Genomic DNA, 22156 nt, shown 5'->3' with positions numbered 1-22156 from the left:
GGACAAGTAGCCTCAAATCGAGGGGGAGGGGTTAAATGACGGGGTTCGAAGCTGATCCGAAAGCCCTGCGTGGCGCGGCTGACCAGGCGAAGCGTGCCGCAGGAATCGTGCGCGAACTGGATCTGGAACGGGTGGTGGCGCTTTCCAGTGCCCTGACCGGCTCAGAGTCCGCGAAGACCGCCGCCACGCTCGGTCCACATTGGGAGAGCTCGATCGGCGTATGGGCTGGGAGCATGGATTCCTACGCGGCATCGCTGACCACCGCCGCGTCCGCGTACCGGGCTCAAGATGGCGTGGGCGAGCAGGGATTCGACGGCGCGGGTGGCCGCTGATGGTCACCTGGGCCGATGTCAGCCAATGGAAAGCCGACGGGATAGGGCAGATCGGTGACCACCTGGCCGCGCAGAACCGGCAGGTGCTCGGCCTGCAGGACGAGATCGACGGTGCCAAGCCGGCCGGGTGGGCAGGGGAAGCGGCGGAGGCGGCGGCCGAGAACCTTCGTGCCCGATGCCAGGAACTCGAGGACCTCGCCGCACGGTTGTCCGCAGCCGTGAAGATCATCGATGACACGGAGCAGGCTGTGCGCGATCTGGTGCGCAGTCTCGAAACGACGGAGGACTTCGCCGCCAAGAACGGCTTCCGGATAGACAATGGGAAGGTCATCGAGACGGAGAACTCCACAGGGTTTCTCTCCAGCGTGCTCTTGCAGGTCGAAGTGGAAGCCATCTTGGCCCGTGCCGGCGAGATCGACACCGAACTGAACTCCGTGCTCAAGCGAATCCTGGCCGGCGAGATCGGGGACGCCGGTGCGACGACGCTGGCGGCGGCCGCCGCGGCGGGCGAAGACCGCATCGCCGACGAACAGCGGCACCGCGACCTCCTGGCCAAATACCAGGTCAAAACAGACGGCACGACAGTGTGGCCGAGCGGCTTGACCGGCTGGATCGCGGAACAGGCGGGTTTCAAGAAGGAGAAGATCACCGAGGCCGAGGCGAAGTTGCTCGACGATCTGCAGATGCGCAAGGGATTGCTCGGACTCAAAGAGTTCGCCGACATCCGACAGGACGCCTTGCATGTCGCCGAGGGCAAGTTCGAGGGCAAGGGCGGGACCGACGGGCACGCCGACGCTTTCCGCCATGCCTACTGGAACGCGATGATGACGCAGCGGTACGGAGAAGAATGGGCCCGCGACTTCGCGACCGCGCACGAGCGGAACCCGACCAGCCACCATGTCCCGGTGGCCATGGACCTGCACAACAACGAAGTCGGTCGCTCGATCGCCAAAGCCAACCCGGACGCCAGCCCCGAACAGTTGGCGAACCTGGTCGAACAAGCGGTCAAGGACGGCAAAATGGTGGTCATCGACAAGAACGACACACTGGTATCGTCCAGCGAATCGACTCCTGGCGAGACCCGCGAAACCAAGAACCATCCTTGGCCCACGGACAATCCGGGGCGCGACGACGACCACGACCCCGGTCAACCCTCGGCGACTCCGGACCAATACTGACCATGCGCTTGATAGTGACTCTGCTCGCCCTTCTCGCTCTCGTGGCGGGCTGCGGAACGAGCACCCCAGGAGTGACAGTGGAATTCGACGACGGCCTCGAGAAAGCGATCAGCGACCTCGCCAGGTCAGGCGGCTCGCGGCCCCTCAAGGAACTGGCGTCCGGCGATTGGACGTCAGTGCAGGTCTTCACCGGACCCGCCTCCGGTGCGCGAATCGAGCGAGAACTCGGCAGGCCCGTCACGGTCGAGGGCGATGGCACGCACGGCGGCGACTACGTCCAGGACGGCAACCTGCTGGTGTTCGACCGCGACGGTGCCACCACGCGGATGGTCAGCCTCGGCACTCTCGCCGCCCTGGGCGACGGGAAGTACCGCGCGGACGTCGTACTGAAGGCGCAGGGTGGGGCCATCGTGATGACCGACCCGGACGGCCGCCCCGCGGGTCGTTGATCACGGTTCTGAGCCATCAATGCCCCGCGCGCTGCGGCACACCGTAGATCGTCCGGTGCCAACGCCTTCGTGCTCTAGGAACTCATGCCGAGACGGTGCTTTTGGCAAGCGCGTAGGAATGGTCCTGGCAGGCTTCGCAGAGGCCGGGCCAGGCCCCTCCACCGCGGCGGCGGTCTCACCGTCGTAGCGAGCTCGGATGAAGATGAGCCTTGAACGCATCGTTACTGGGTGCTCAAGCCGATCTCCTTGCGTCGACCGGCATCGGCCGCGACGAGCCTGCGGGATTCGCCTTCGTTGAGATGTGCCCCCGGCAGGATTCGAACCTGCGACACCCGCTTTAGGAGAGCGGTGCTCTATCCCCTGAGCTACGAGGGCATGTACTGCCGGGCACAGCCTACCGGGTGACCGGCCCCGGCAGGGCACGAGGGCACCGTCACCTCGTGAGGGCCCCCGGATCCCCGGAATGCCCCGAACGGCGGTTGCGCTCAAACGAGCGCCGAACGCTGCTCCGATCGGCGGGCCCAAGCTCGCCAGTGGCCGCCCAGTGACACTCGACCTGCGGATCCGTCCCCGAGCACGCACACTCACACCCAGGAAAACAGGGCTGAATCGAAAGCTAGATCGACACAGATGACCCGCACGGGTCACTCGTACGTGTCTGGTTTCGAAACCCTGAACAACAGTAGGTAATCTTCGTTAACGGGACGCGAGACGCCGCTCCCCCGGCTGCCGGAGGGCTTCGTTGATCAAGCTCATGTTCGCCGACGACGAGGAACTGGTCCGTTCGGGCCTGCGTGCCATGATGTCCGGCGCTGCCGACATCGAGATCGTGGGCGAGGCGAGCGACGGGAGATCAGCGGTCGAGGTCGCCCGGCGGTACCACCCCGACGTCGCCTTGCTCGACATCAAGATGAGGGCGCCTGACGACGGCATTCGCGCGCTCAGGGCCATCCTCGCGCTGCCGGATCCGCCGACCGTGGCCATGTTGACCACGTTCGACATCGACGACTACGTCAGTCTCGCGCTCAGGCTCGGGGCCAACGGCTTCCTCCTCAAGGACATCGACCCGGCGGCGCTGCTGCGGGCGGTCCGCGACCTGGCCCGCGGCGGCGCGGTGCTGGACCCGGGGGTCGCGGCGCGCATGGTCCAGTCGCATCGGGACGAGCAGCGGGCCGCGCAGCCGGCGCGCAAACTGCTCGCGTCGTTGTCCGAACGGGAGCGTGAGGTCGTCGGGTTGATCGGCCAGGGGCTGTCCAACGCGGAGATCGGCGGGCGCCTCCATCTGTCCGAGGCCACCGTCAAGGGCTACGTCTCGGCCGTCCTGTCCAAGATCGGCGCGGCGAACCGGGTGCAGGCCGCGCTGCTGGCCTACCGCGGTGGCCTGCTCGACCAGTAATGATCCTCACCGCGCTCGAGTTCCTCGGCTTGATCGCGTTCGCCGCTTCGGGGGCGCTCGCGGCGGTGCGGTCCAGGTTGGACGTCTTCGGGGTGGTCGTCGTCGGGCTCACCACCGCGCTCGGCGGCGGGATCATCCGCGACGTCCTCCTGGGGATCACGCCGCCCACGACCCTGCGGACCTGGCCGTACCTCGCGGTCTGCGGGGCGACGGCGCTGGTCGTGTTCGTCTTCCATCCGCAGATCGCGAAGCTGCGGCGCGGCGTGCTCCTCGCCGACGCGCTCGGGCTCGGGGTGTTCGCGACGGCCGGGACCACCATCGCGTTGAACGCGGGCGCCACTCCCTACGCGGCGTGCCTGATCGGGATGACGACGGGTATCGGCGGCGGTGCGGTGCGTGATCTCCTGCTCCGGGAAATCCCGCTCGTGCTGCGGAAGGAGATCTACGCGGTCGCGGCGCTCGCGGGGGCCGTGCTCGTCGTGATCGGTCACGCTCTGCGACTGCCGCCGGGGCCGGTGACGGTCGTAGCAGCAACCGTCGTCGTGGGGGTTCGGATGCTCGCTTTGTGGCGCAGATGGAACGCACCTGTTGCGAAAGGGCCCGAGACCGGCTGAAACGCCTTGTGGACTGCTGAATTCTCTTTGTTTGTTCTGTGTGTGTTCTTAGGCGAGTCTCAGCACTCTGCGTAAGACTGTCGCCATGCGCATCCTCGTAGTGGACGACGACAGGGCCGTCCGTGAATCACTCAGGCGATCCCTTGAGTTCAACGGGTACCAGGTGGAAATGGCCGGGGACGGCGCGCAGGCCCTGGAAGCGATCATCGCCAACAGACCCGACGCGATGGTCCTCGACGTGATGATGCCGCGGCTCGACGGCCTGGAGGTCGCCCGCCGCCTGCGGAGTACCGGTGACGACCTGCCGATCCTCGTGCTCACCGCGCGGGACACCGTGTCCGATCGAGTGTCCGGTCTCGACGCCGGCGCCGACGATTACCTCCCGAAGCCCTTCGCGCTCGAGGAGCTTCTCGCTCGCCTTCGCGCGCTTCTGCGCCGGGCGATCCCGGATCCGCAGGCGGGGCAGAACGCCGAGATCCTGTCGTTCGCCGACCTCACTTTGGACCCGGGGACGCGCGAAGTGCGCCGGGCGGGGCGGGAGATCAGTCTCACGAGGACCGAATTCGCGCTCCTGGAGCTGTTCCTCTCCTACCCGAAGCACGTCCTGACCCGCAGCCGGATCCTGGAGGAAGTATGGGGATACGACTTCCCGACGTCGGGCAACGCGCTGGAGGTCTACGTCGGTTATTTGCGCCGAAAGACCGAGGCTGGGAGCGAACCGAGGCTGATCCATACGGTGCGGGGAGTGGGGTACGTGCTGAGGGAAACCCCGCCGTGACCGAGCCGGTCCAGGTCGTGGACGTGTCCGAAAAGGATCCGCGCGGCGACCGCTGGGGCACGCGGCGCTTCTCGCTCCGCGGCCGGGTGACGCTGCTCGCGGCCGTTTCGGTGGCGGGCGCGGTGGCGCTGGTGTCGCTCGGCGCGTATCTCGTCGTGAAGGAGAACCTCTACCAGCAGGTGGACGACAACCTGCGCGCCCGCGCGCAGGCCGCGGTCGACTCGCCGCAGGTACAGACCGAGCTGCAGCAGGTGCCCGGCGCCTTCCTGGCCAGCGCGGACCTGCAGATCGGCCAGCTGACGGTCGGGGAGAAGATCCGGCTGACCTATCCGCAGTCCGGAAGCCGCCCGCCGTACGGCGAGGACGAGATCGCGGTCGCCACCGGCGACAAGGCGTTCTCGCTCCGCACCGACCCGAAGACCGACAGCCGGGTCGTCGCCCTCCCGCAGGGGCCGGGGCAGGCGATGGTGCTCGCGCAGTCGCTCGGCCCGACCAAACGCACGCTGAACGAGCTTTCGGTGGTCCTGTTCCTGATCGGCGGCGCCGGGATCCTGGTCGCCGCGGCCGCGGGAACGGCCGTCGCGAGAGCGGGCCTGCGGCCTGTCGACAGATTGACGTCGGCGGCGGAACGCGTCGCCACCACGGGTGACTTGCGGCCGATCCCGGTCAGCGGCGACGACGAACTCGCCCGCCTCACGCAGAGTTTCAACACGATGCTCGGCACGGTCGCCGAATCGCAGGAACGGCAGCGACAGCTCGTCGCCGACGCCGGGCACGAGCTCCGGACGCCGCTGACGTCGCTCCGCACGAACCTGGAGCTGCTCCTGTCCGCGAGCAGGCCGGGCGCGCGCACGCTGTCCGACGAGGACCGCAGCGACATCGAGGCCGACATCCGCGGCCAGCTCGACGAGTTGACCCAGCTGATCGGCGACCTCGTCGAACTCGCGCGCCAGGACGAGCCGCGGATCGAGCACGAACGCGTCGAGATGGTCGACGTCGTCGAGCGCGCGCTCGACAGGGCACGCCGTCGCGCGGGCGAGATCGAGTTCGATGTCTCGCTCCAGCCGTGGGTGCTGACCGGTGACACCAGCGCGCTGGAACGCGCGGTGCTGAACCTCCTCGACAACGCGGTGAAGTTCTCGCCGGAGGGGTCGACGGTCGGGGTCCGGCTGTACCCGGTCGGCGACGGCACCGCGGTGCTCGAAGTCGCGGACGCCGGGCCGGGGATCGCCGACGAGGACCTGCCGAAGGTGTTCGACCGCTTCTACCGCTCTTCCGAGGCGCGGACGCTGCCCGGCTCCGGGCTCGGCCTTGCCATCGTCCAGCACGCGGCGCAGCGGCACGGTGGCGACGTCTACGCGGGACGAGCTCCCGAAGGTGGCGCGCTGATGACCCTGCGGCTCCCGGGAGCCCCTGCCTGATGGGCGATCACGACAAGGGCCTCGAACTGCTCCGGCTTCTCGGCGGTGTCGAGAACCCCGCCGTGCTGGAGCTGTTCGTGGAGTGGCGCCGGAACCGGCCGACGTCCTCCGTGAAGCGCGTGACGCGGGGGAGTTCAGGGCCGCCGTCGAGGCGATCCTGCATCTCGCCGTCTACGTCGGTTTCCCCGCCGCGCTCAACGCGCTCGGCGTCGCCCGTACTCTGACGGGTGATGAGCACCGAGAACGAGCCTGAGACGCCGCCCCGCCGTCTGCTGTGGACATTGCTGGTGGCCGCGGTGCTGCTGGCGGCCGACCAGCTGACCAAATGGTGGGCCGTCGACACCCTCACCGACCGCGCGCCGATCCCGGTGATCGGCGACTTCATCCGTTTCCGGCTGCTCTACAACCCGGGCGCGGCGTTTTCGCTGGGCTCCGGCTCCACCTGGATCTTCGCGATCCTGGCGGCGGTCGCGGTGGTCGCGTTGCTGTGGATCTCGCGCAAGGTCCGTTCGGCGGGCTGGGCGATCTCGCTCGGGCTGCTGCTCGGCGGCGCGACGACGCATCTGGGAGACCGCCTGTTCCGCGAGCCCGGTTTCGCACGCGGCCACGTCGTCGACTTCATCGACTACAACGGCTGGTTCGTCGGGAACGTCGCCGACATCGCGTTGTTCTTCGGCGCGGTCTCCCTTTTCGTGCTCAGTTTCCGCGGCGTCCCGATCGAGGGCGTCAAACAGACCGCGGCGGAGTGACGAGACAGAACTCGTTCCCCTCGGGATCGGCGAGGACGACGACTCCGTCCTCGGGTTGGGCGATCACCTTCGCGCCCAGCCCGACGAGCCGTTCGACGTCGTCGTCCGCCAGGTCCAGATGCACCCGGTTCTTGACGGCCTTCGTTTCCGGGACCTGATTGAAGAACAGTCGCGGACCCCACTCGGTTTCGACGAGCACCGAAGGATCGTCTTCGGGGCCGGAGAAGCCCAGAGAACGAAGGCGCTCGAGCTCTTCTTCGTCATAGGGTGCGACTTCGTAGCCGTCGAGCGCCGCCGCCCAGAAGCGGGCGAGCGAAGCCGGATGGTGGCAGTCGAAGACGACGTCGCGAAGCCTGGCCATCGCCCCATGCTGGCAGGCGGTTCGGCTCGTCGCGCCTTGTTTGATCGTGTAGGATTTTGTGTAGTTGATCCAGGGAGGCTTCGTGCTCGCGCGGCAACGACAGGCGGTCATCCTCGAGGAGGCGCGCCGGACCGGGGCGGTTCGGGTCAGCGACCTCGTCACGAGGCTCGGCGTCTCCGATATGACGGTGCGCCGCGACCTCGACGTGCTCGCCGGCCGGGGCCTGGTCGAGAAGGTCTACGGCGGTGCCACCTCCATCGTCGGCAAGAGCACCGACGAGCCCGGTTTCGAGGCCAAATCCGTGCGCCAGCGCGCGCAGAAGGAGGCCATCGCCGCCGTCGCGGCCGGGCTGGTCCGGCCGGGCACCGCGATCGGCATCTCCGCGGGCACCACCACCTGGACACTGGCGAGGGCCCTCGACGAGATCCCCGGCTTGACGATCGTCACGAACTCCATCCAGGTCGCCGACGTGCTGCGCGGCGCGAACCAGCCGGATCGCACGGTGGTCCTCACCGGCGGCGTGCGCACCCCGTCGGACGCGCTGGTCGGGCCGGTCGCCGTGCAGAGCCTGCGTTCGCTGCATCTGGACGTCGTCTTCCTCGGCGTGCACGGGATGGCCGACGGTCCCGGGTTCACCACGCCGAACCTCACCGAATCCGAGACCGATCGCGCGCTGGTCGAGGCGGGCCGCAAGCTGGTCGTCCTGGCCGACCACACCAAATGGGGTGTCGTCGGCATCTCCACCATCGCCGGGCTCGAAGAGGCCGATGTCGTCCTCTCGGACGACGGTTTGACCGACAACGCAAGGGAAACGCTCACCGAGCAGGCGGGTGAGCTGATGATCGCCGAGACGGCGGAGACGGCTGAGGCTGAAGAAGCGTGAAGCGCACGGTAAGGCACCTGGCCGACGGCCGGGAGATCATCTATTTCGACTCACCCGGCGCGCCGGACCGCACCGCCGAGGACACCCGGGACCTGCCTCAGGTCGCCGCGGCGTCGGAGATCCGTCGCGACCCGCTGACCGGGGAATGGGTGGCGATGGCCGCGCACCGGCAGACGCGGACGTACAAACCGCCCGCCGACCTGTGCCCGCTGTGCCCCACCAAACCCGGGAAGCCCAGTGAGATCCCGGAGCCGGGCTACGACGTCGCCGTCTTCGAGAACCGCTTCCCTTCGTTCGCCCGCAACGTCCTCGGCGACAAGTCCACAGTGGACGGGGCTGGGCTGGTGCCGGTCGCGCCCGGCGTCGGCCGGTGTGAGGTCGTCTGTTTCACCAGCGACCACGACGGTTCTTTCGCGGGGCTGACGGCGAAGCAGGTCCGCGCCGTCGTCGACGCCTGGGCCGACCGCACCGCCGAACTGTCCGCGATGGACGGTGTCGAGCAGGTCTTCCCGTTCGAGAACCGCGGTGAAGAGATCGGCGTGACGCTGCATCACCCGCACGGCCAGATCTACGGCTACCCGTTCGTCACGCCGAAGACCGAACGGATGCTGGAGGTCGCCCGCGCCCACGAGGCCGAGCACGGCCGTCCGGTGATGGGCGACGTCCTGGCCGCCGAGCGGGAATCCGGGGCGAGGGTCGTGGTCGCGGGCGAGCACTGGACGGCTTTCGTGCCGCCCGCCGCGCGCTGGCCGGTACAGGTCCAGATCGTGCCGCATCGCCAGGTGCCCGACATCCCCGCGTTGTCGGACGCCGAGCGCGACGAGTTCGCCGATGTCTACCTAGAGGTCCTTCGCCGTTGCGACGGCCTCTACGAGCGGCCCCTGCCCTACATCGCGGCCTGGAACCAGGCGCCGGCCAAACGGGATCGCGAGCTCGGCTGGCTGTACCTGGAGGTTTTCTCGGTCCTGCGGTCCAAGGACAAGCTGAAGTACCTGGCGGGGTCCGAGTCCGGGATGGCCGTGTGGATCAACGACGCCACGCCCGAGCAGATCGCGGAAAGGCTGCGAGCCACCCGCTGACGGGGCCATACTCATGTGCGATGCACAGCTTTGGCTCAGGAACTTCTCAGGACCATCCCGCAAGGTGAAGACATGACCGAGAACGACCCCAGCGGCCAGAACGCCGAGCAGGCGCGGCCGGCCGGCGCTCAGCCGGACGCGGAGCAGGGCGCGAGCTGGGCCGCACAGCCTGCCCAGCAGCAGTCTGACGCGACCGGCCTCGGCGGCCATGCCACTCCGCAGAGCGGAGCGCAGCAGGCCTACACCCCGGAACAGCAGTACAACCCGTGGTCGCCGCAGGCGCAGACGCAGTCCCAGCAGACCCCGTCCCAGCAAGTGCCCGCCCAGGAGCACCAGACGCAGGGCCAGTACACCCAGGGGCACCAGATCCCCGGGCAGCAGGCGCCGTACGGGCAGCACACCCAGCCGGGCCCGTCGGTTTACGCGGTCCCGCAGCAGCGCCAGGCCGCGAAGTCCACGTCGGGCAAGCTGCTCGCCGGTGTCGCGGCGATCGCGCTGGTGGTCGGCGGTGTCGCGGGCGGCACGGTCGGCTTCCTGACGGCGGATTCCTCCGGCGGGGCCTCCGTGAACGCGCTCGACGCGCCGAAGCCCGCCCAGCAGACGGGCAACCTGCCCGCCGGTTCGGTCGAGTCGGTGGCGCAGAAGCTGTCGCCGAGCGTGGTCGAGTTGCAGGTGTCCGGGCGGTCGGGAGCGGGCGAAGGCTCCGGTTTCGTGCTCAGCACCGACGGCTACGTCCTGACCAACAACCACGTCGTCGAGGTCGCCGCCGGTGGCGGGCAGATCCAGGCGGTGTTCCAGGACGGCAAGAAGGGTACGGCGACCGTCGTCGGCCGCGACCCCACGACGGATATCGCCGTGGTGAAGGTCAGCGGCGTCAGCGGCCTGACCCCGGTGGAGCTCGGCCGGTCCGACGACCTGCGGGTCGGGCAGCCGGTGGTCGCCATCGGTTCGCCGTTCGAGCTGGCGGGCACGGTCACCTCGGGCATCGTCAGCGCGCTGAACCGGCCGGTGAGCGCCGGCGGCAACGGCGACCAGACCACCGTCATGTCGGCGGTGCAGACCGACGCGGCGATCAACCCCGGCAACTCCGGCGGCCCGCTCGCGAACATGGCGGGCCAGGTCATCGGCATCAACTCGGCGATCTACAGCCCGAAGTCCGCGCAGGGACAGGGCGGCGAGAGCGGCGGCAACGTCGGCATCGGCTTCGCGATCCCGATCGACCAGGCACGCCGCACGGCCGACGACATCATCAACACCGGCCAGGCGACGCAGACCTTCATCGGCGCACGCGTGCAGACGGCGCCGACTGGCGGCGCGCAGCTCGGTGAGATCTCGCCGGGCAGCCCCGCGGAGAAGGCGGGCCTCAAATCCGGTGACGTCGTGACCAAGCTGGACGACAGGGCGATCCCCAACGCGGACGCGCTCGTCGCCGCGATCCGCACCCGGGCGCCGAACGACAAGGTCAAGTTCACCCTCACCGGTGACAAGGTGGTCGAGGTGACCCTCGGCGGCCAGCCCGTCACGCCCAACTAGACGCTCGGCCGCAGTGCGCGGCCGAGACCAAACCCCGGCTCGAACCCCCAGCGGGCCGGACCTGAGGCCACGCGCGACCGGCTGCCAATCCCGGTCGCGCGTGGCCCTTTTATCGCGGGTAAGGCAAACGTGTCGTGGTCGCGATCGGGTAGCGCTGAAGGCTCACGCCGCCGCGTGCGATGTGGCTCCGCCGGTACGACAGTGTTGTGAAAGTCGCGTTCGCAACCTTCAACGTTGTCAACGCGACTTTCGCAACACCTGCCCTGGACCGTCACCGAGGGACGGCATGAGGACGCCACAATTGCTTCTCTTGAGGGGTGAGTCAAAGGTGGCGTGTTCGTGAGCGGGGGCCGGTGAGGGGATGAAGGCGCCTTTCGTCACGTCCGATGCCGAGCGGCGATGTCGCGAAAGCCACTTTCGGGACATCAGACGCCCCGAAAGTGGCTTTCGCGACACCCGAAGACGGCACGCGGGTGGCGCGCGGCCCAGCTACCGCGCTTTCCGGGGGAGCAGCGCGGCCACGAGGACGCCCAGCCACACGACGGCGACGGTGACGAGCAGCCCGGTGACGGTGTCGGCATCGTGCAATCCCGGGTTCCGTGCGCCGCCGAAAGGCCGCCACAGCAACGGAACCGCGAGCAGCGTCAGCACCCCGGTGAGGACGGCTCCCGTCCTGACCGGCGTTTTCCAGCGGTCCGGGAGGAACCTGCTCAGCGCGAGCCCCACCCCGCCGACCGCCGGCGCGATCAGCAGATCGTGCGCCAGCGGGCCGCCGAGGAGCCAGCCGAGAGTGCCGAAGACGTCCGGGCGCAGCGGGAACGCGTACTCGGCGAACAGCACCGCGCCCCACGCGAGCGCGCCGAGACCAGGCAGGAACAGCAGCAGCCGCAACGTCTTCACAGCGCCTCCAACCGGGTGACCCATTTCGTCTGCAGGACGCCGGGCCGGTTCGGGGCGATGATCCGGCACGGGAAACCGTGGTCGGCGTCGAGGATTTCGCCGTTGAGTTCCAGCGCCAGCAGGGTGAGCCCGTCGGCGGTGTGTTCGCCGGGCAACTCGCTGATCCCGTAGATCCCGCCCTTCTCCAGCGAGAACACGCGAACCGGCGTGCCCGGCGCGCTTCCGGCGTCCCGCAACAACTCCGGCAACGAAACGCCACTCCAGCGCGCGGACTGGCTCCAGCCTTCGACGCACGCGATCGGCAGTTCGGCCGATGTCCGTGGGAGCGCGCGGAGTTCTTCGAGCGAATAGGTTCTCGTGCCTTTCGGGGTCACCACCGAAAGCCGCCAGCCCGGATCGTTCGCCGCGTCCAGGACACCGGCCGCCGCGGCCGTCCGGTTCACCGGCAAGCCCTGCGGTCCCTTGTCGCTGCGCCACGACAAGCCGGAAACGTTACGCAGCAACGGAACCGTCGCACCCGCCGTCGCGACGACGGCGACTCCGGCGGCCAGCCAGGTCGTGCGGAGGAAGGCTCGTCGCGAGGGTTCGGGCGCCCGCGTGAGCGAACGGCGCACGATCGGGAGTTTCACCGCGATGTGCACCAGGATCGAGCCGATCGCCACCCACGCGACCGCGTAGTGCAGCTGCGGGAAGTAGAAGTTCCACGGATAGTTCTGCGCGACGTTGAACAGTCCGGTGACGAGTTCGAAGAAGGCGGCCGCGGACAGCACCAGGATCGACAGCCGTTCGAGCGCGTGCGGTAGGGAGCGGATCACCGGCCGTTCGAACAGTTTCGGGTAGACGCTCCAGAGTTTGGCCAGCAGCAAGGGAATCGACGCGATCCCGGAGACGACGTGCGTACCTTGCGTCACCCGGTACAGCCAGACCGGACGGCTCGGCCAGCCGAACCACGACGGTGGATGCTGGATGAGATGGCTGATCAGGCCGGTGACGAAGCACAGGGTGAACGTGACGGCGAGCGCGAGCCCGATCCGGGACGTCACCCGTTCCGACGGCGAGTTCATGCTTTCTCCAAGCAGGCGAACCAGCGGTGGCCGCGGCGGGTGGCCCAGCTGACCCGGAACGCGGTGCGGGCGGCGAGTCCGGCGATCGCCTCGGCGCCGACCCACGCCCAGGTGAACCAGCCGACGCCGTCAGGCCCCAGGCGGACCTGGTCCTGACGGACGCCGCGGCCTGGCGGGTCGAGTTCGACGAGTACCGTTCCGCCGTCCGCGACCAGTTCCGCCATCCGGGCCAGCAAGCGCAGGGGGTCGCCGCCGATACCGATGTTCCCGTCGGCCAGCAGGACATGCCGCCAGCGTCCCTCGCCGGGAACGGGATCGAAGACGTCCCGGCGCAGCGCGACGGCGCCCCGGGCGTGGGTGAGGCGTACGGCGGTGGCCGAGATGTCCACGCCGAGCGACGCGACGCCGCGTTCGGACAACGCGGCGGTGAGCCTGCCGGGGCCGCAGCCGACGTCGAGGGTCGGGCCGTCGCAAGCGTCGAGGAGGACCTCGTCGCCGTCGCAGGGAATGGCCGTCCAGCGGTCCACCGGCAGGTCGACGCGTTCGCCGGTCGCCAGTTCCAGCCAGCAGCGGTGGCCGAGCAGGCCGCGGTCGAAAGCGGTCACCGGACTTCAGCGACCGCTCGGGCGAACCGGCTCACCGGCCTGAGAGCCGCGACGAGACGTGCGTCCACGATCGTGTCCACATCGGACAGTGTGGTCAGGATGTCGGGGCTCAGGCCGATGTCGGCCAGTGCCCGCAAGGTCTGGAGGCCGGTGTCGTCGCGAGACATCGGGACACCCGCGAGAGCCTTGGCGTGCAGAGGATCCCTGAGGCCCAGCGCCCACCAGCCGCCGTCCTCCGCGAGTCCGAGTGCGGAATCCTCGGTTTCCAGGGATTGCGCGGCTTCGGCCAAGAGCGCGGGGGTGACCTGCGGGGTGTCCATCCCGATTTGCAGCACCGGTTCCCCGGGACGGCGGGCGTCGGCGTGGGCGTTGACGAGACGGAGGTCGAAACCGTCGCCGCGCTGGGGGATCGTTTCCGTTTTTCGGAGTACGGCGGCTATTTCCTCGCGGCGGCTGGCTTTGCCGAAGTCACCCGTGAGGGCGACGACCACGCGGGCTTCCGGTGTCCGCAGCGCGGCATCGAGGGTGTCGAGCAGTGAGGCGGCCGCGATCTCGGCGGCCTGCTCCGGCGTCGCGGGCGGGCAGAGCCGCGTCTTCGCGAAACCGGGCACGGGCGCCTTGGCGACGATCAGCAGACAGAAGGTCATCGGCTCAGCACCCGCCCGAAATCCCGTGCGGCACGGAGGGTTCCGCGCAGCGACCCGGAGACCTTCGACTTCGTGCCCTTGGCGCGTTCGCCGTAGGAGACGTCGAACTCGGCGACCCGCCAACCCGCGCGCTGGGCCTTGAGCAGCAGTTCGAGCGGGTAGCCGAAGGCGCGATCGGTGACGTCGAGATCCAGGAGCGCCTGGCGCCGGACGGCTCGCAGCGGTGCGATGTCGCGGACCGGCAATCCCTTGCGCCGCAACAGGGACGAGATCAGCGCGTTGCCCGCTTTCGCGTGCCACGGCCAGACGCCGGGCCCGTTCGGCACCCGCCGTCCGACCGCCAGTTCGGCGCCGGCGAGGCCGTCGACCAGCGTCGGCAGTTCGGCGAGGTCCAGGGAACCGTCGGCGTCGGCGAAACAGACGACGTCCGCGGTGGCCGCCTCCAGACCGGTGTGGACCGCGGCGCCGTAGCCGCGCCGGGGTTCGTGGACGACTTTCGCCCCGAGCCCGGCCGCGATTTCGGCGGAACCGTCGCTCGAGCCGTTGTCGACCACGATCGCCCGGTAGCGTGCGGGCAGGGCCGCCAGTACCCCCGGGAGGGCACCGGCCTCGTCGAGACAGGGAAGCACGACGTCAACCTGGTCATCGTTCACCCGTCGCACGTTAGGTCCGTAATGGACGGACGAGAACCCTTGCGGTGCTTACCGAATCCTGACGTCTGTGAAGTTCTTACCGAGTTCTGACGAACCCTGTTCCGGCGGCGCGGCCGCGCGGGAACGCGGTTATGGTGCCGGTGATGCCCACTGTCACCGTCCCCGCTCGTACCGGCCGCCGCGCCGATCTGATCGCCGTCGCGCTGGCGATGCTCGTCGTCGCCGCGGCCATCGCTGTCGGCCTCTACTACAACCGCCCCGGTTCCGGCGTGGTGATCTACGCCTTCGCGCCGCCGCTGTTCGGGTTGTGGCTGCCGCACGTCGGGCCGGGTTCGGTCGCCGCCGTCGTGATCGCGATCCTCGTCGTCACCAAAGGTCCCTCGCTCGCCGCCCGGCTGAGCTGGCGCCCGCTGCTCGCGCTCGGCTACGTGACCGCGCTGGCGTGGACGTTCTCGCTGGCGATGATCGACGGCTGGACACGCGGCTTCACCGGCAGGCTCACCACGGAACACGAGTACCTGCACGAGGTCCCGGGGATCACCGACATCCCGAAGATGCTGAGCGAGTTCTCCTCGCGCATCCTGGACTACCAGCCGGACTCGTGGACGACGCACGTCTCCGGGCATCCGCCGGGCGCGACGCTGGTCTTCGTCTGGCTCGACAGGCTCGGCCTGCACGGTGGTGCCTGGGCCTCGACGCTCGTCGTGCTGGTCGGCTGCCTGGTCGTCGTCGCCGTCCCGGTGACGCTCTCCGCGCTGGGCAGGCAGGACGCGGCGAGGACGGTCCTGCCGTTCGCCGCCCTGACCCCGGGCGCGATCTGGATCGGCGTCTCCGCGGACGGGCTGTTCGCCGGGGTGACCGCGACCGGGATCGCGCTGCTGGCGCTCGCCACACGGCGGCGGATCCTCGCGCTCCCCGCCGGCCTGCTGCTCGGGTTCGGGCTCTTTCTCTCGTACGGTCTCGTGCTGCTGGGCGTGATCGTCCTCGCCGTCGTCGTGCTGACGCGCGACTGGCGGATCCCGCTCCTCGCCCTGGCAGGCGTGGCCGCGGTCGTGGTGGCGTTCGCGCTGACCGGGTTCTGGTGGCTCGACGGCTATCACCTGGTGGTCGAGCGCTACTACCAGGGGATCGCGACGCTGCGCCCGTACTCCTATTGGGTGTGGGCGGATATCGCGGCGGTGCTGATCGCGCTCGGCCCGGCCGTGATCGCCGGGACGCGGCGTGCCGGGGCGGCGTTCCTGAGCGAGCCCAAACGGTCGTTCCGCGAACCGGTCGTCCTGATCGTGCTGGCCGCGGCGCTGACGATCGCGTTCGCCGATCTGTCCGGCCTGTCGAAGGCGGAGGTCGAACGCATCTGGCTACCGTTCGAGGTGTGGCTGCTGCCCGCGGTGGCGCTGCTGCCGTCACTCCGGCGGCGGTGGTGGCTCGCCGCGTCGGCGGCCACGGCGCTGGTGGTGAACCATCTGGTGCTGACGAGCTGGTGAGGTGGGCTTCATGACAGAGCAGGGCCGGGTGCTCGTGGTCGACGACGACGAGACCGTCCGGGACGTCGTCCGGCGGTACCTCGAGGTCGCGGGCTTCGACGTCGACGTCGCCGGGGACGGCACCGAAGGGCTGCGGATGTTCTCCGAGACCGGCCCGGACCTCGTGGTGCTCGACGTCATGATGCCCGGGCTCAACGGGCTCGAGGTGTGCCGGCGGCTGCGGCAGGTGAGCCAGGTGCCGGTGGTGATGCTGACCGCGCTCGGCGAGGAGGAGAACCGGATCGCCGGACTCCAGCTCGGCGCCGACGACTACGTCACGAAACCCTTCAGCCCCAAGGAACTCGCGTTGCGCGTGGCGTCGGTCCTGCGCCGGGCCCGGATGCCGAGGCCGGAACCGGCGGTCCGTCAGGTCACCGACGGCGATCTCTCACTGCAGATGACCGCGCGGCAGGCGACCCTCGGTGGCGCCGAACTTCCCTTGACCAGCAGGGAATTCGATCTGCTCGCGTACTTCCTCGCCCATCCCGGTGTGGCGTTTTCGCGTGCTGATCTGCTGGAGAAGGTCTGGGGCTGGGACTTCGGCGACCAGTCCACCGTGACCGTCCACGTGAGACGGTTGCGGGAGAAGATCGAGAAGGATCCGGCGAAACCCGTCCGCGTCGCGACCGTCTGGGGCGTCGGCTACCGGTACGACCCGGTGCGGCCGTGATCGGCTCCGGGGAGTCGCTCGGCGAGATGCTGGCGCACGCCTGGCACATCCTGCCGTTCGCGCTGATGTTCGCGGTGCCGGTGGTGCTGCTCGGTGGCCTGGCGTTGTACCTGCTCAGACGCGGTTCGCTGGCCAGCACGATGACGATCCTCGTGCTGATCCCGGTGTTCGCGACGCTGATCGCGGTGCTCGGGATCAGCGGGTTCATGTTCACCCCCGCGCTGACCACGATGACGCTGGTCTGCCTGCTGGTCGCGCTGGTGACCGTGCCCGCGGCGCTCGTGCTCGGCCGCGTGATCGCGCGCCGCAGCGTCTGGGAGCGGGAGGCGCGGGAACGGGAGCGCGCGGCCGAGGCGTCGCGGCGTGAACTGGTCGCGTGGATCAGCCACGACCTGCGGAGCCCGCTGGCCGGGATCCAGGCGATGGCCGAGGCCGTCGCGGACGGCGTCGTCGCCGAACCGATCGAGGTCACCGGCTACGCGCGGCGGATCAGCGGCGAGACGACGCGGCTGTCCGGCATGGTCGGCGATCTGTTCGAGCTGTCGCGGATCACCGCGGGCGCGCTGCGACTGACCATGGCCTCCGTGCCGTTGCGGGACGTCGTGAGTGACGCCGTCGCCGCGCAGGTGCCGCTCGCCGAGCAGAAGCGCGTGCGGATGGTCGAGAACGCCGACGTCTGGCCGGTCGTTTCCGGCAGCGATCCGGAGCTGGCGCGGATCGTGCGGAATCTGGTGTCCAACGCCGTGCGGCACACGCCGCCGGACGGGACGGTCGCGGTCCAGATCGGCATCGAAGGCGGCGAGGCGCTGCTGGCGGTCTCCGACGGCTGCGGTGGGATCCCCGACGACGAGATCGGCCGGGTCTTCGACGTCGCGTTCCGGGGGACGACGGCCCGGACGCCCGAGCGTGGCGGGCTGGCGAGCGGCGGCGGGCTCGGGCTGGCGATCGCGAAAGGGCTCGTCGAAGCGCATCGCGGCCGGATCGGCGTCCGCAATCACGGTCCGGGATGCCGGTTCGAGGTCCGGCTGCCGTTGGCCATGCCCTGACCGTGTCAGCGGCGTGTCAACACGGTGTCAGCGCGGACCGCGATCGTTGCCGCCATGACGAACTCAGCGAGCACGGCCAAGAAGATATTCCGGCGGGCGGGGATCACCGCGATGGCGACCGCGCTGCTGGCCGGGATCATGCCGGGAGTGGCCGCCGCCGACTCCGGGCGGGACCGCCCGGACCTGCGGGCGATGGTCCAGGAGATCGCCGGCTCCGGTTTCGCCGGCGCGCAGCTGCGGGTGCACGACGCACGGGGCGGCTGGACCGGTAGCGCCGGGGTGCGGGAGCTGGGCTCGTCCGCCAAGCCGCCGACGAACGGGCGCTTCCGGATCGGCAGCAACACCAAGACCTTCGTGTCCACCGTCGTGTTGCAGCTGGTCGGGGAGGGCAAGGTGGGTCTGGACTCGCCGGTGGCGGGCTACCTGCCCGCGTTCGGCCTCGACGGGCGGATCACCGTGCGGATGCTGTTGCAGCACACCAGCGGAATCGCCGACTACACCGCCTCGATCCCCTTGGCGGGTCAGGAATTCCTGGACAACCGGTTCCACACCTACCGGCCGGAGGAGCTGGTGCGGTTCGGTCTCGCCCTGCCGCCGCTGTTCGCGCCGGGAACGGACTGGACCTACACGAACATCAACTACGTGCTGGCCGGGTTGCTGATCGAGAAGGTCACCGGACGTTCCTACGGTGACGAGCTCCAGCGGCGGATCCTGAAGCCGCTCAAACTGCGCGACACCGAGGTGCCGGGCGCACGACCGGGCATCTCCGGACCGCACGCCCACGGTTACTACCGCTACGAGGTGGCCGGACAGTGGAAGACGGTCGACATCACCCGTCAGAACCCGTCCTGGGCGTCCAGCGCCGGTGACCTGATCTCGACCACCAAGGATCTCCACACGTTCTTCGCCGCGCTGCTGGGCGGAAAGCTCCTGCCCGCCCCGCTGCTCGCCGAGATGCGCAAGCCGCACCCCAAGGGCGGCTACGGCCTCGGGATGTACGTCCAGGAAACGAGCTGCGGCACCGTCCTCAAGGGCATGGGCGGTTTCCACGGCTACGGGACGCTGATGGCGAGCACTCCCGACGGCAGCAGGACCTACGAACTGTCCATGACCTACGGCGACTCCGCCGCGGACCTGGGGCAGGCGTACTTCAAGGCCGACCAGACGCTCACCGACCAGGTGCTCTGCGGCAAGTAGGCCGTGGGCTCAAAGCCGCAGGAAACCCATGTCCGGGAAGTGGGCCGGCGCGATGATCGCGCCGGTCTCTTCCGCTTCGGCGAGGAAACGCTGCCGGGTGCGGAGCGCTAGTTCCGGATCGACGTCGCCGAGGAAGCTCACTCGCGTGTCCGTCAGCTGCGCGGGCGTGTGCAGGACGTCTCCGAGCAGGAGCAGGCGCTCGTCGTCCGCGGTGATGTCGAGGACGTAGTGGCCCGGCGTGTGCCCGGGGGCGTGCCGCGCCACGATCCCGGGCGCGATCTCGACCTCGTCGCCGCTGATCGCCTCGGTCAGGCCCGCGCCGCGGGCGGTCTCCATGCCGACGCGGCTCCATTCGCCCGTCCCGGTGGGCTCGATCAGGGCCTCCCAGTCGAGCTGCCCGAAGACGACCTGAGCGCAGGGGAAGGTCAGATCGCCTTCGGGGGCGATCCAGCCGATGTGGTCGTTGTGGAGGTGGGTGAGGAAGACGGTGTCGATCTCGCCGATCGGGCAGCCTGCCTTGTCCAGCGCCGCCGCGAGGTCGCCGCCGGTGCCCATCGGCGGGGTGGGGTCGCCCTTCGCGGGCGTCATCCCCTTGGGGAAGGCGAACTCGCGCGGGCCGAGACCGGTGTCGACGAGGATCGTGCGGCCGTTGCCGCGGATCAGGTACGCGCCGGTGGGGACGTGCACGGTGCCGTCCTCGTCGAAGACGTCCGGGTGGGCGTCCGGGTCGAGACCGGGGAAGAACGCGAGCGGCAGCCTGATCAGGCCGTCCCCGAGCGCCTCGATCTCGATGTCTCCGACGGTGATGCCCACCAAAACCCCCCAAAAGTCGATTCCGTTGCCGGGAACGACAACCGGCAGGGGGCGCGGTCTGTTCCCGGTTTCAGGAACCGACCGGTTCCCGCAGTTCAGCGGTGGCGAAACCGGCGATGCCCTCGGCGAAACCGGTTCGCGCGGTGAAGCCGAGCAGCCGCCGGGCGCGGGCGGGGTCGGCGACGACGTGCCGGACGTCGGCGGGCCTCGCACCGCCGATGGTCTTCGGAGCCGGGCCGTCGCAGGCCTTCGCGAGCTCCTCGGCGAGCTCGCCGACGGAGTGCGGCTGTCCGGAACAGATGTTCAGCGGCGTCAGGTCGCCTTCGGGGCCGTCGGTTTCCAGTGCCAGGACGTTCGCCCTCGCGACGTCGTGGACGTGCACGAAGTCGCGCTGCTGCTTGCCGTCCTCCAGCACCGTCGGCGCCTCGCCGCGCAGAAGCGAGGACCGGAACAGCGACGCCACACCGGCGTACGGCGTGTTCTGCGGCATCCGAGGCCCGTAGACGTTGTGGTAGCGCATGGCCCAGACCGTTCCGCCGGTCTGCCGGGCCCACGCCGCCGCCAGATGCTCTTGCGCGAGCTTGGTGGCCGCGTAGGAGCTCCGAGGCCGCAGCGGCGCGTCCTCGGGGACCAGCCGCCAGTCGAGTTCGGCGCCGCAGTCCGCGCACGCGGGCTCGAAGCATCCGGCGTCCACATCGGACTGTTTGCGCGAGGACGGCGGGACGATCCCGTGGATAGGACATTCGTAGCGGCCTTCGCCGTAGACGACCATCGACGAGGCGAGCACCAGCTTCCGGACTTTCGCGCGGTGCATCGCGGCGAGCAGCACGGCCGTCCCGTAGTCGTTGTTCAGCGCGTACGACGGCGCGTCGGACGGATCGACGCCGTGCCCGACGACGGCCGCCTGATGACAGACCGCGTCGACACCGTCCAGCAACTCGGCGACCAGCTCCGCGTCGGTGACGTCACCGCGCAGGAACCGGTGGCGGCCGGTGTACCCGGGAGGTCGCGGTGAGCCGTGCGCGGTGCGCAGGAGGTTGTCGAGGACGACGACCTCATGACCCTGATCGGACAGCAGATCGGCGATGTGGGAGCCGATGAACCCGGCCCCGCCGGTTATCAGTGTTCGCACCTTCCCGACGCTAGGGGCGATCTTCTCCGACGGCCCCGGATCCGCGGCTCACGTCAGGGAATCGTCACAACTGGGCCGTGCGACACCACAGGAGCGAAGATCAGCCGAAACCGGATACGGTGTGCCTATGGAACGGAGCGCACAACGGCTGGGCCGCGCACTGGTGGTCATCGTGGACGACCGTGTCGCCCACGGCGAACACGAGGACAACACGGGACCGCTGGTCACGGAGCTGCTCGAAGAGGCGGGGTTCATCGTCGACGGTGTCGTGGTGGTCGAGGCCGAGACGGCCGCGATCCGCAACGCGCTCAACACCGCGGTGATCGGCGGTGCCGACCTGGTGATCACCGTCGGCGGCACCGGGGTCTCCCCGCGCGACCGCACGCCCGACGCGACGGCCGGAGTGCTCGACCGCCCGATCCCGGGCATCGGCGAGGCACTGCGCGCGTCCGGTCTGGCCGCCGGCGCGGTGGACGCGGGTATCTCCCGCGGGCTCGTCGGCGTCTCCGGCAGCACGCTGGTGGTCAACCTCGCGGGTTCGCGCGCGGCGGTCCGCGACGGCATGGCGACGCTCTCGTCGCTGGTGCCGTACGTGATCGACGAGCTTTCCGGGCTCGAAGAGTCCTAACTCTTGGCGGCGGGTCCGGGCTCTGTCCCGGGCTCGCCCTTTTTGTCCTGGTGCAGCACCCCTTCCACCTTCTCGGTGACCTGGCCGATCTTGTCCTCGAACCGGCCGCCGGTGACCTTGTTCGCCCCGGCCGACGCCGCCGTGACGCCCTTGGCCGCGACGTCGCCCGCCTTCTCGGCCAGCGGCCCGGCCTTCTCGCGGACTTCGCCCGCGACCTCTTCCGCTTTGTGGATGGCCTGCGCGGCCAGTCCCTTCGCTTTGTCGACAATGCTCATGCGCTTGATGGTCCCACCGGCAGGCGGACCTCGCGACCGGTGCGAAAATGGACGTCATGCCAGGTGAAGACGAGGACAAGCGCCCAGCCGCGGCCGCCAAACGCCGGGTCGACGAGATCTTCGGCGACGTCCTCCCGGACACGACCTCCGACGAGCGAGAGCCGGGGCAGCGCACCCCGGACTCCGACTCGTGGTACCTGGAGAACCGGCCGCCTCACCACGACCGGTGA

Annotated in this window: 27 protein-coding genes and 1 tRNA gene; 18 read left to right on the top strand and 10 right to left on the bottom strand. The window is 69.5% G+C overall.

The genetic code is table 11. From position 1 onward, the window contains the following. The first annotated feature begins 35 nt into the window (after positions 1–35). The 3 genes from HDA45_RS15445 to HDA45_RS15435 all read left to right on the top strand — a co-directional run bounded on the left by HDA45_RS15445 (position 36) and on the right by HDA45_RS15435 (position 1959). A complete protein-coding gene (locus HDA45_RS15445) occupies positions 36–332 on the top strand; it encodes a hypothetical protein (protein ID WP_184895868.1) in 297 nt (98 codons plus the stop codon). Further along, the gene (locus HDA45_RS15440) at positions 221–1510 is read left to right on the top strand and encodes a wnt family protein (RefSeq protein ID WP_246480720.1); all 1290 of its coding nucleotides are present in this window, start codon (positions 221–223) and stop codon (positions 1508–1510) included. The genes HDA45_RS15445 and HDA45_RS15440 overlap by 112 nt, the downstream gene beginning before the upstream one ends. A gap of 77 nt (positions 1511–1587) precedes the next feature. After that, complete coding sequence (locus HDA45_RS15435) at positions 1588–1959, top strand: hypothetical protein (protein WP_184895867.1); 372 nt, start codon at positions 1588–1590, stop codon at positions 1957–1959. A 302-nt stretch (positions 1960–2261) separates the two neighbouring features. On the opposite strand, the gene HDA45_RS15430 is transcribed toward HDA45_RS15435, so the two are convergent. Continuing rightward, positions 2262–2334 (bottom strand) — tRNA-Arg (locus HDA45_RS15430). Between the two features lie 367 nt (positions 2335–2701). On the opposite strand from HDA45_RS15430, the gene HDA45_RS15425 reads away from it, so the two are divergent. The 6 genes from HDA45_RS15425 (at position 2702) to lspA (ending at position 6917) form a co-directional block, all read left to right on the top strand. Then, a complete protein-coding gene (locus HDA45_RS15425; protein ID WP_005155565.1) occupies positions 2702–3355 on the top strand; it encodes a response regulator in 654 nt (217 codons plus the stop codon). Beyond that, positions 3355–3969 (top strand): trimeric intracellular cation channel family protein, encoded by a 615-nt coding sequence (locus HDA45_RS15420; RefSeq protein ID WP_184895865.1) that lies wholly within the window; start codon positions 3355–3357, stop codon positions 3967–3969. Before HDA45_RS15425 ends, HDA45_RS15420 begins: the two co-directional genes overlap by 1 nt. An 85-nt stretch (positions 3970–4054) precedes the next feature. Next, positions 4055–4747 (top strand): response regulator transcription factor, encoded by a 693-nt coding sequence (locus HDA45_RS15415; protein ID WP_184895863.1) that lies wholly within the window; start codon positions 4055–4057, stop codon positions 4745–4747. Beyond that, positions 4744–6168, top strand: a complete 1425-nt coding sequence (locus HDA45_RS15410; protein ID WP_184895861.1) for an ATP-binding protein — start codon at positions 4744–4746, stop codon at positions 6166–6168. Before HDA45_RS15415 ends, HDA45_RS15410 begins: the two co-directional genes overlap by 4 nt. Before the next feature lie 82 nt (positions 6169–6250). After that, positions 6251–6421, top strand: a complete 171-nt coding sequence (locus tag HDA45_RS15405; protein WP_246480718.1) for a hypothetical protein — start codon at positions 6251–6253, stop codon at positions 6419–6421. Continuing rightward, the gene (lspA, locus tag HDA45_RS15400; protein ID WP_184895859.1) at positions 6399–6917 is read left to right on the top strand and encodes a signal peptidase II; all 519 of its coding nucleotides are present in this window, start codon (positions 6399–6401) and stop codon (positions 6915–6917) included. The genes HDA45_RS15405 and lspA overlap by 23 nt, the downstream gene beginning before the upstream one ends. Here the strand turns inward: lspA and HDA45_RS15395 are convergent. Further along, positions 6895–7278, bottom strand: a complete 384-nt coding sequence (locus HDA45_RS15395) for a VOC family protein (protein WP_184895857.1) — start codon at positions 7276–7278, stop codon at positions 6895–6897. The genes lspA and HDA45_RS15395 overlap by 23 nt on opposite strands. 82 nt (positions 7279–7360) lie before the next feature. On the opposite strand from HDA45_RS15395, the gene HDA45_RS15390 reads away from it, so the two are divergent. The 3 genes from HDA45_RS15390 to HDA45_RS15380 all read left to right on the top strand — a co-directional run bounded on the left by HDA45_RS15390 (position 7361) and on the right by HDA45_RS15380 (position 10773). Continuing rightward, positions 7361–8161: a DeoR family transcriptional regulator gene (locus HDA45_RS15390; RefSeq protein ID WP_184905678.1), complete on the top strand. Its 801-nt coding sequence runs from the start codon at positions 7361–7363 to the stop codon at positions 8159–8161. Continuing rightward, entirely contained in the window at positions 8158–9240 is a 1083-nt protein-coding gene (gene galT, locus HDA45_RS15385; protein ID WP_184895854.1) for a galactose-1-phosphate uridylyltransferase, read from the top strand. Before HDA45_RS15390 ends, galT begins: the two co-directional genes overlap by 4 nt. Before the next feature lie 72 nt (positions 9241–9312). Beyond that, entirely contained in the window at positions 9313–10773 is a 1461-nt protein-coding gene (locus tag HDA45_RS15380; RefSeq protein WP_184895852.1) for a S1C family serine protease, read from the top strand. A gap of 489 nt (positions 10774–11262) precedes the next feature. Here HDA45_RS15380 and HDA45_RS15375 read toward each other — a convergent pair whose 3' ends face one another. The 5 genes from HDA45_RS15375 to HDA45_RS15355 are packed head-to-tail and all read right to left on the bottom strand — an operon-like array spanning position 11263 to position 14642. Then, positions 11263–11673, bottom strand: coding sequence for a hypothetical protein (locus HDA45_RS15375; protein ID WP_184895851.1), 411 nt, complete (start codon positions 11671–11673; stop codon positions 11263–11265). Further along, the gene (locus HDA45_RS15370; RefSeq protein ID WP_184895849.1) at positions 11670–12737 is read right to left on the bottom strand and encodes a molybdopterin-dependent oxidoreductase; all 1068 of its coding nucleotides are present in this window, start codon (positions 12735–12737) and stop codon (positions 11670–11672) included. The genes HDA45_RS15375 and HDA45_RS15370 overlap by 4 nt, the downstream gene beginning before the upstream one ends. After that, positions 12734–13342 carry a methyltransferase domain-containing protein gene (locus HDA45_RS15365; RefSeq protein WP_184895847.1) on the bottom strand — a complete coding sequence of 203 codons (609 nt, stop codon included), beginning with the start codon at positions 13340–13342 and terminating at the stop codon, positions 12734–12736. Before HDA45_RS15365 ends, HDA45_RS15370 begins: the two co-directional genes overlap by 4 nt. Beyond that, a complete protein-coding gene (locus HDA45_RS15360) occupies positions 13339–13989 on the bottom strand; it encodes a TIGR04282 family arsenosugar biosynthesis glycosyltransferase (protein WP_184895845.1) in 651 nt (216 codons plus the stop codon). Before HDA45_RS15360 ends, HDA45_RS15365 begins: the two co-directional genes overlap by 4 nt. Next, complete coding sequence (locus HDA45_RS15355) at positions 13986–14642, bottom strand: glycosyltransferase (protein WP_184895842.1); 657 nt, start codon at positions 14640–14642, stop codon at positions 13986–13988. The genes HDA45_RS15360 and HDA45_RS15355 overlap by 4 nt, the downstream gene beginning before the upstream one ends. A 131-nt stretch (positions 14643–14773) precedes the next feature. On the opposite strand from HDA45_RS15355, the gene HDA45_RS15350 reads away from it, so the two are divergent. Genes HDA45_RS15350 through HDA45_RS15335 form a run of 4 tightly spaced genes read left to right on the top strand, consistent with a single transcriptional unit; the run spans position 14774 to position 19078 of the window. Continuing rightward, positions 14774–16126, top strand: coding sequence for a hypothetical protein (locus tag HDA45_RS15350; protein WP_184895840.1), 1353 nt, complete (start codon positions 14774–14776; stop codon positions 16124–16126). 10 nt (positions 16127–16136) lie between these two features. Next, positions 16137–16835 (top strand): response regulator transcription factor, encoded by a 699-nt coding sequence (locus tag HDA45_RS15345; RefSeq protein WP_184895838.1) that lies wholly within the window; start codon positions 16137–16139, stop codon positions 16833–16835. After that, positions 16832–17881 (top strand): ATP-binding protein, encoded by a 1050-nt coding sequence (locus HDA45_RS15340; protein ID WP_184895836.1) that lies wholly within the window; start codon positions 16832–16834, stop codon positions 17879–17881. The genes HDA45_RS15345 and HDA45_RS15340 overlap by 4 nt, the downstream gene beginning before the upstream one ends. Positions 17882–17935: 54 nt before the next feature. After that, positions 17936–19078: a serine hydrolase domain-containing protein gene (locus HDA45_RS15335; RefSeq protein ID WP_184895834.1), complete on the top strand. Its 1143-nt coding sequence runs from the start codon at positions 17936–17938 to the stop codon at positions 19076–19078. Positions 19079–19087: 9 nt separating this feature from the next. Here HDA45_RS15335 and HDA45_RS15330 read toward each other — a convergent pair whose 3' ends face one another. Further along, on the bottom strand, positions 19088–19891 hold the full coding sequence (locus HDA45_RS15330) for an MBL fold metallo-hydrolase (protein WP_184895832.1): 804 nt from the start codon (positions 19889–19891) through the stop codon (positions 19088–19090). Positions 19892–19961: 70 nt separating this feature from the next. After that, entirely contained in the window at positions 19962–21023 is a 1062-nt protein-coding gene (locus HDA45_RS15325) for an NAD-dependent epimerase/dehydratase family protein (protein WP_184895830.1), read from the bottom strand. A 127-nt stretch (positions 21024–21150) separates the two neighbouring features. Here HDA45_RS15325 and HDA45_RS15320 point away from each other — a divergent pair, with 127 nt between their 5' ends. Further along, positions 21151–21651, top strand: coding sequence for a MogA/MoaB family molybdenum cofactor biosynthesis protein (locus HDA45_RS15320; protein WP_184895827.1), 501 nt, complete (start codon positions 21151–21153; stop codon positions 21649–21651). Here HDA45_RS15320 and HDA45_RS15315 read toward each other — a convergent pair. Further along, positions 21648–21926, bottom strand: a complete 279-nt coding sequence (locus tag HDA45_RS15315; RefSeq protein WP_039795439.1) for an Rv0909 family putative TA system antitoxin — start codon at positions 21924–21926, stop codon at positions 21648–21650. The two genes, HDA45_RS15320 and HDA45_RS15315, sit on opposite strands and share 4 nt — an antisense overlap. Positions 21927–21982: 56 nt before the next feature. On the opposite strand from HDA45_RS15315, the gene HDA45_RS15310 reads away from it, so the two are divergent. Beyond that, positions 21983–22156, top strand: a complete 174-nt coding sequence (locus tag HDA45_RS15310; RefSeq protein WP_184895825.1) for a hypothetical protein — start codon at positions 21983–21985, stop codon at positions 22154–22156.

Source organism: Amycolatopsis umgeniensis (assembly GCF_014205155.1).
GTDB classification, from domain to species: domain Bacteria; phylum Actinomycetota; class Actinomycetes; order Mycobacteriales; family Pseudonocardiaceae; genus Amycolatopsis; species Amycolatopsis umgeniensis.
Note: the sequence above shows the minus strand (reverse complement) of the source record. Positions and strands in the feature narration are given on the sequence as shown.

What these genes read in the sequence shown, in the direction of transcription:
- HDA45_RS15445 (WP_184895868.1), top strand. Translation starts at nt 36, where the DNA reads ATGACGGGGTTCGAAGCTGATCCGAAAGCCCTGCGTGGCGCGGCTGAC.
- HDA45_RS15440 (WP_246480720.1), top strand. Translation starts at nt 221, where the DNA reads ATGGGCTGGGAGCATGGATTCCTACGCGGCATCGCTGACCACCGCCGC.
- HDA45_RS15420 (WP_184895865.1), top strand. Translation starts at nt 3,355, where the DNA reads ATGATCCTCACCGCGCTCGAGTTCCTCGGCTTGATCGCGTTCGCCGCT.
- HDA45_RS15415 (WP_184895863.1), top strand. Translation starts at nt 4,055, where the DNA reads ATGCGCATCCTCGTAGTGGACGACGACAGGGCCGTCCGTGAATCACTC.
- lspA (WP_184895859.1), top strand. Translation starts at nt 6,399, where the DNA reads ATGAGCACCGAGAACGAGCCTGAGACGCCGCCCCGCCGTCTGCTGTGG.
- HDA45_RS15395 (WP_184895857.1), bottom strand. Translation starts at nt 7,278, where the DNA reads ATGGCCAGGCTTCGCGACGTCGTCTTCGACTGCCACCATCCGGCTTCG.
- HDA45_RS15380 (WP_184895852.1), top strand. Translation starts at nt 9,313, where the DNA reads ATGACCGAGAACGACCCCAGCGGCCAGAACGCCGAGCAGGCGCGGCCG.
- HDA45_RS15370 (WP_184895849.1), bottom strand. Translation starts at nt 12,737, where the DNA reads ATGAACTCGCCGTCGGAACGGGTGACGTCCCGGATCGGGCTCGCGCTC.
- HDA45_RS15360 (WP_184895845.1), bottom strand. Translation starts at nt 13,989, where the DNA reads ATGACCTTCTGTCTGCTGATCGTCGCCAAGGCGCCCGTGCCCGGTTTC.
- HDA45_RS15350 (WP_184895840.1), top strand. Translation starts at nt 14,774, where the DNA reads ATGGTGCCGGTGATGCCCACTGTCACCGTCCCCGCTCGTACCGGCCGC.
- HDA45_RS15345 (WP_184895838.1), top strand. Translation starts at nt 16,137, where the DNA reads ATGACAGAGCAGGGCCGGGTGCTCGTGGTCGACGACGACGAGACCGTC.
- HDA45_RS15335 (WP_184895834.1), top strand. Translation starts at nt 17,936, where the DNA reads ATGACGAACTCAGCGAGCACGGCCAAGAAGATATTCCGGCGGGCGGGG.
- HDA45_RS15320 (WP_184895827.1), top strand. Translation starts at nt 21,151, where the DNA reads ATGGAACGGAGCGCACAACGGCTGGGCCGCGCACTGGTGGTCATCGTG.
- HDA45_RS15315 (WP_039795439.1), bottom strand. Translation starts at nt 21,926, where the DNA reads ATGAGCATTGTCGACAAAGCGAAGGGACTGGCCGCGCAGGCCATCCAC.
- HDA45_RS15310 (WP_184895825.1), top strand. Translation starts at nt 21,983, where the DNA reads ATGCCAGGTGAAGACGAGGACAAGCGCCCAGCCGCGGCCGCCAAACGC.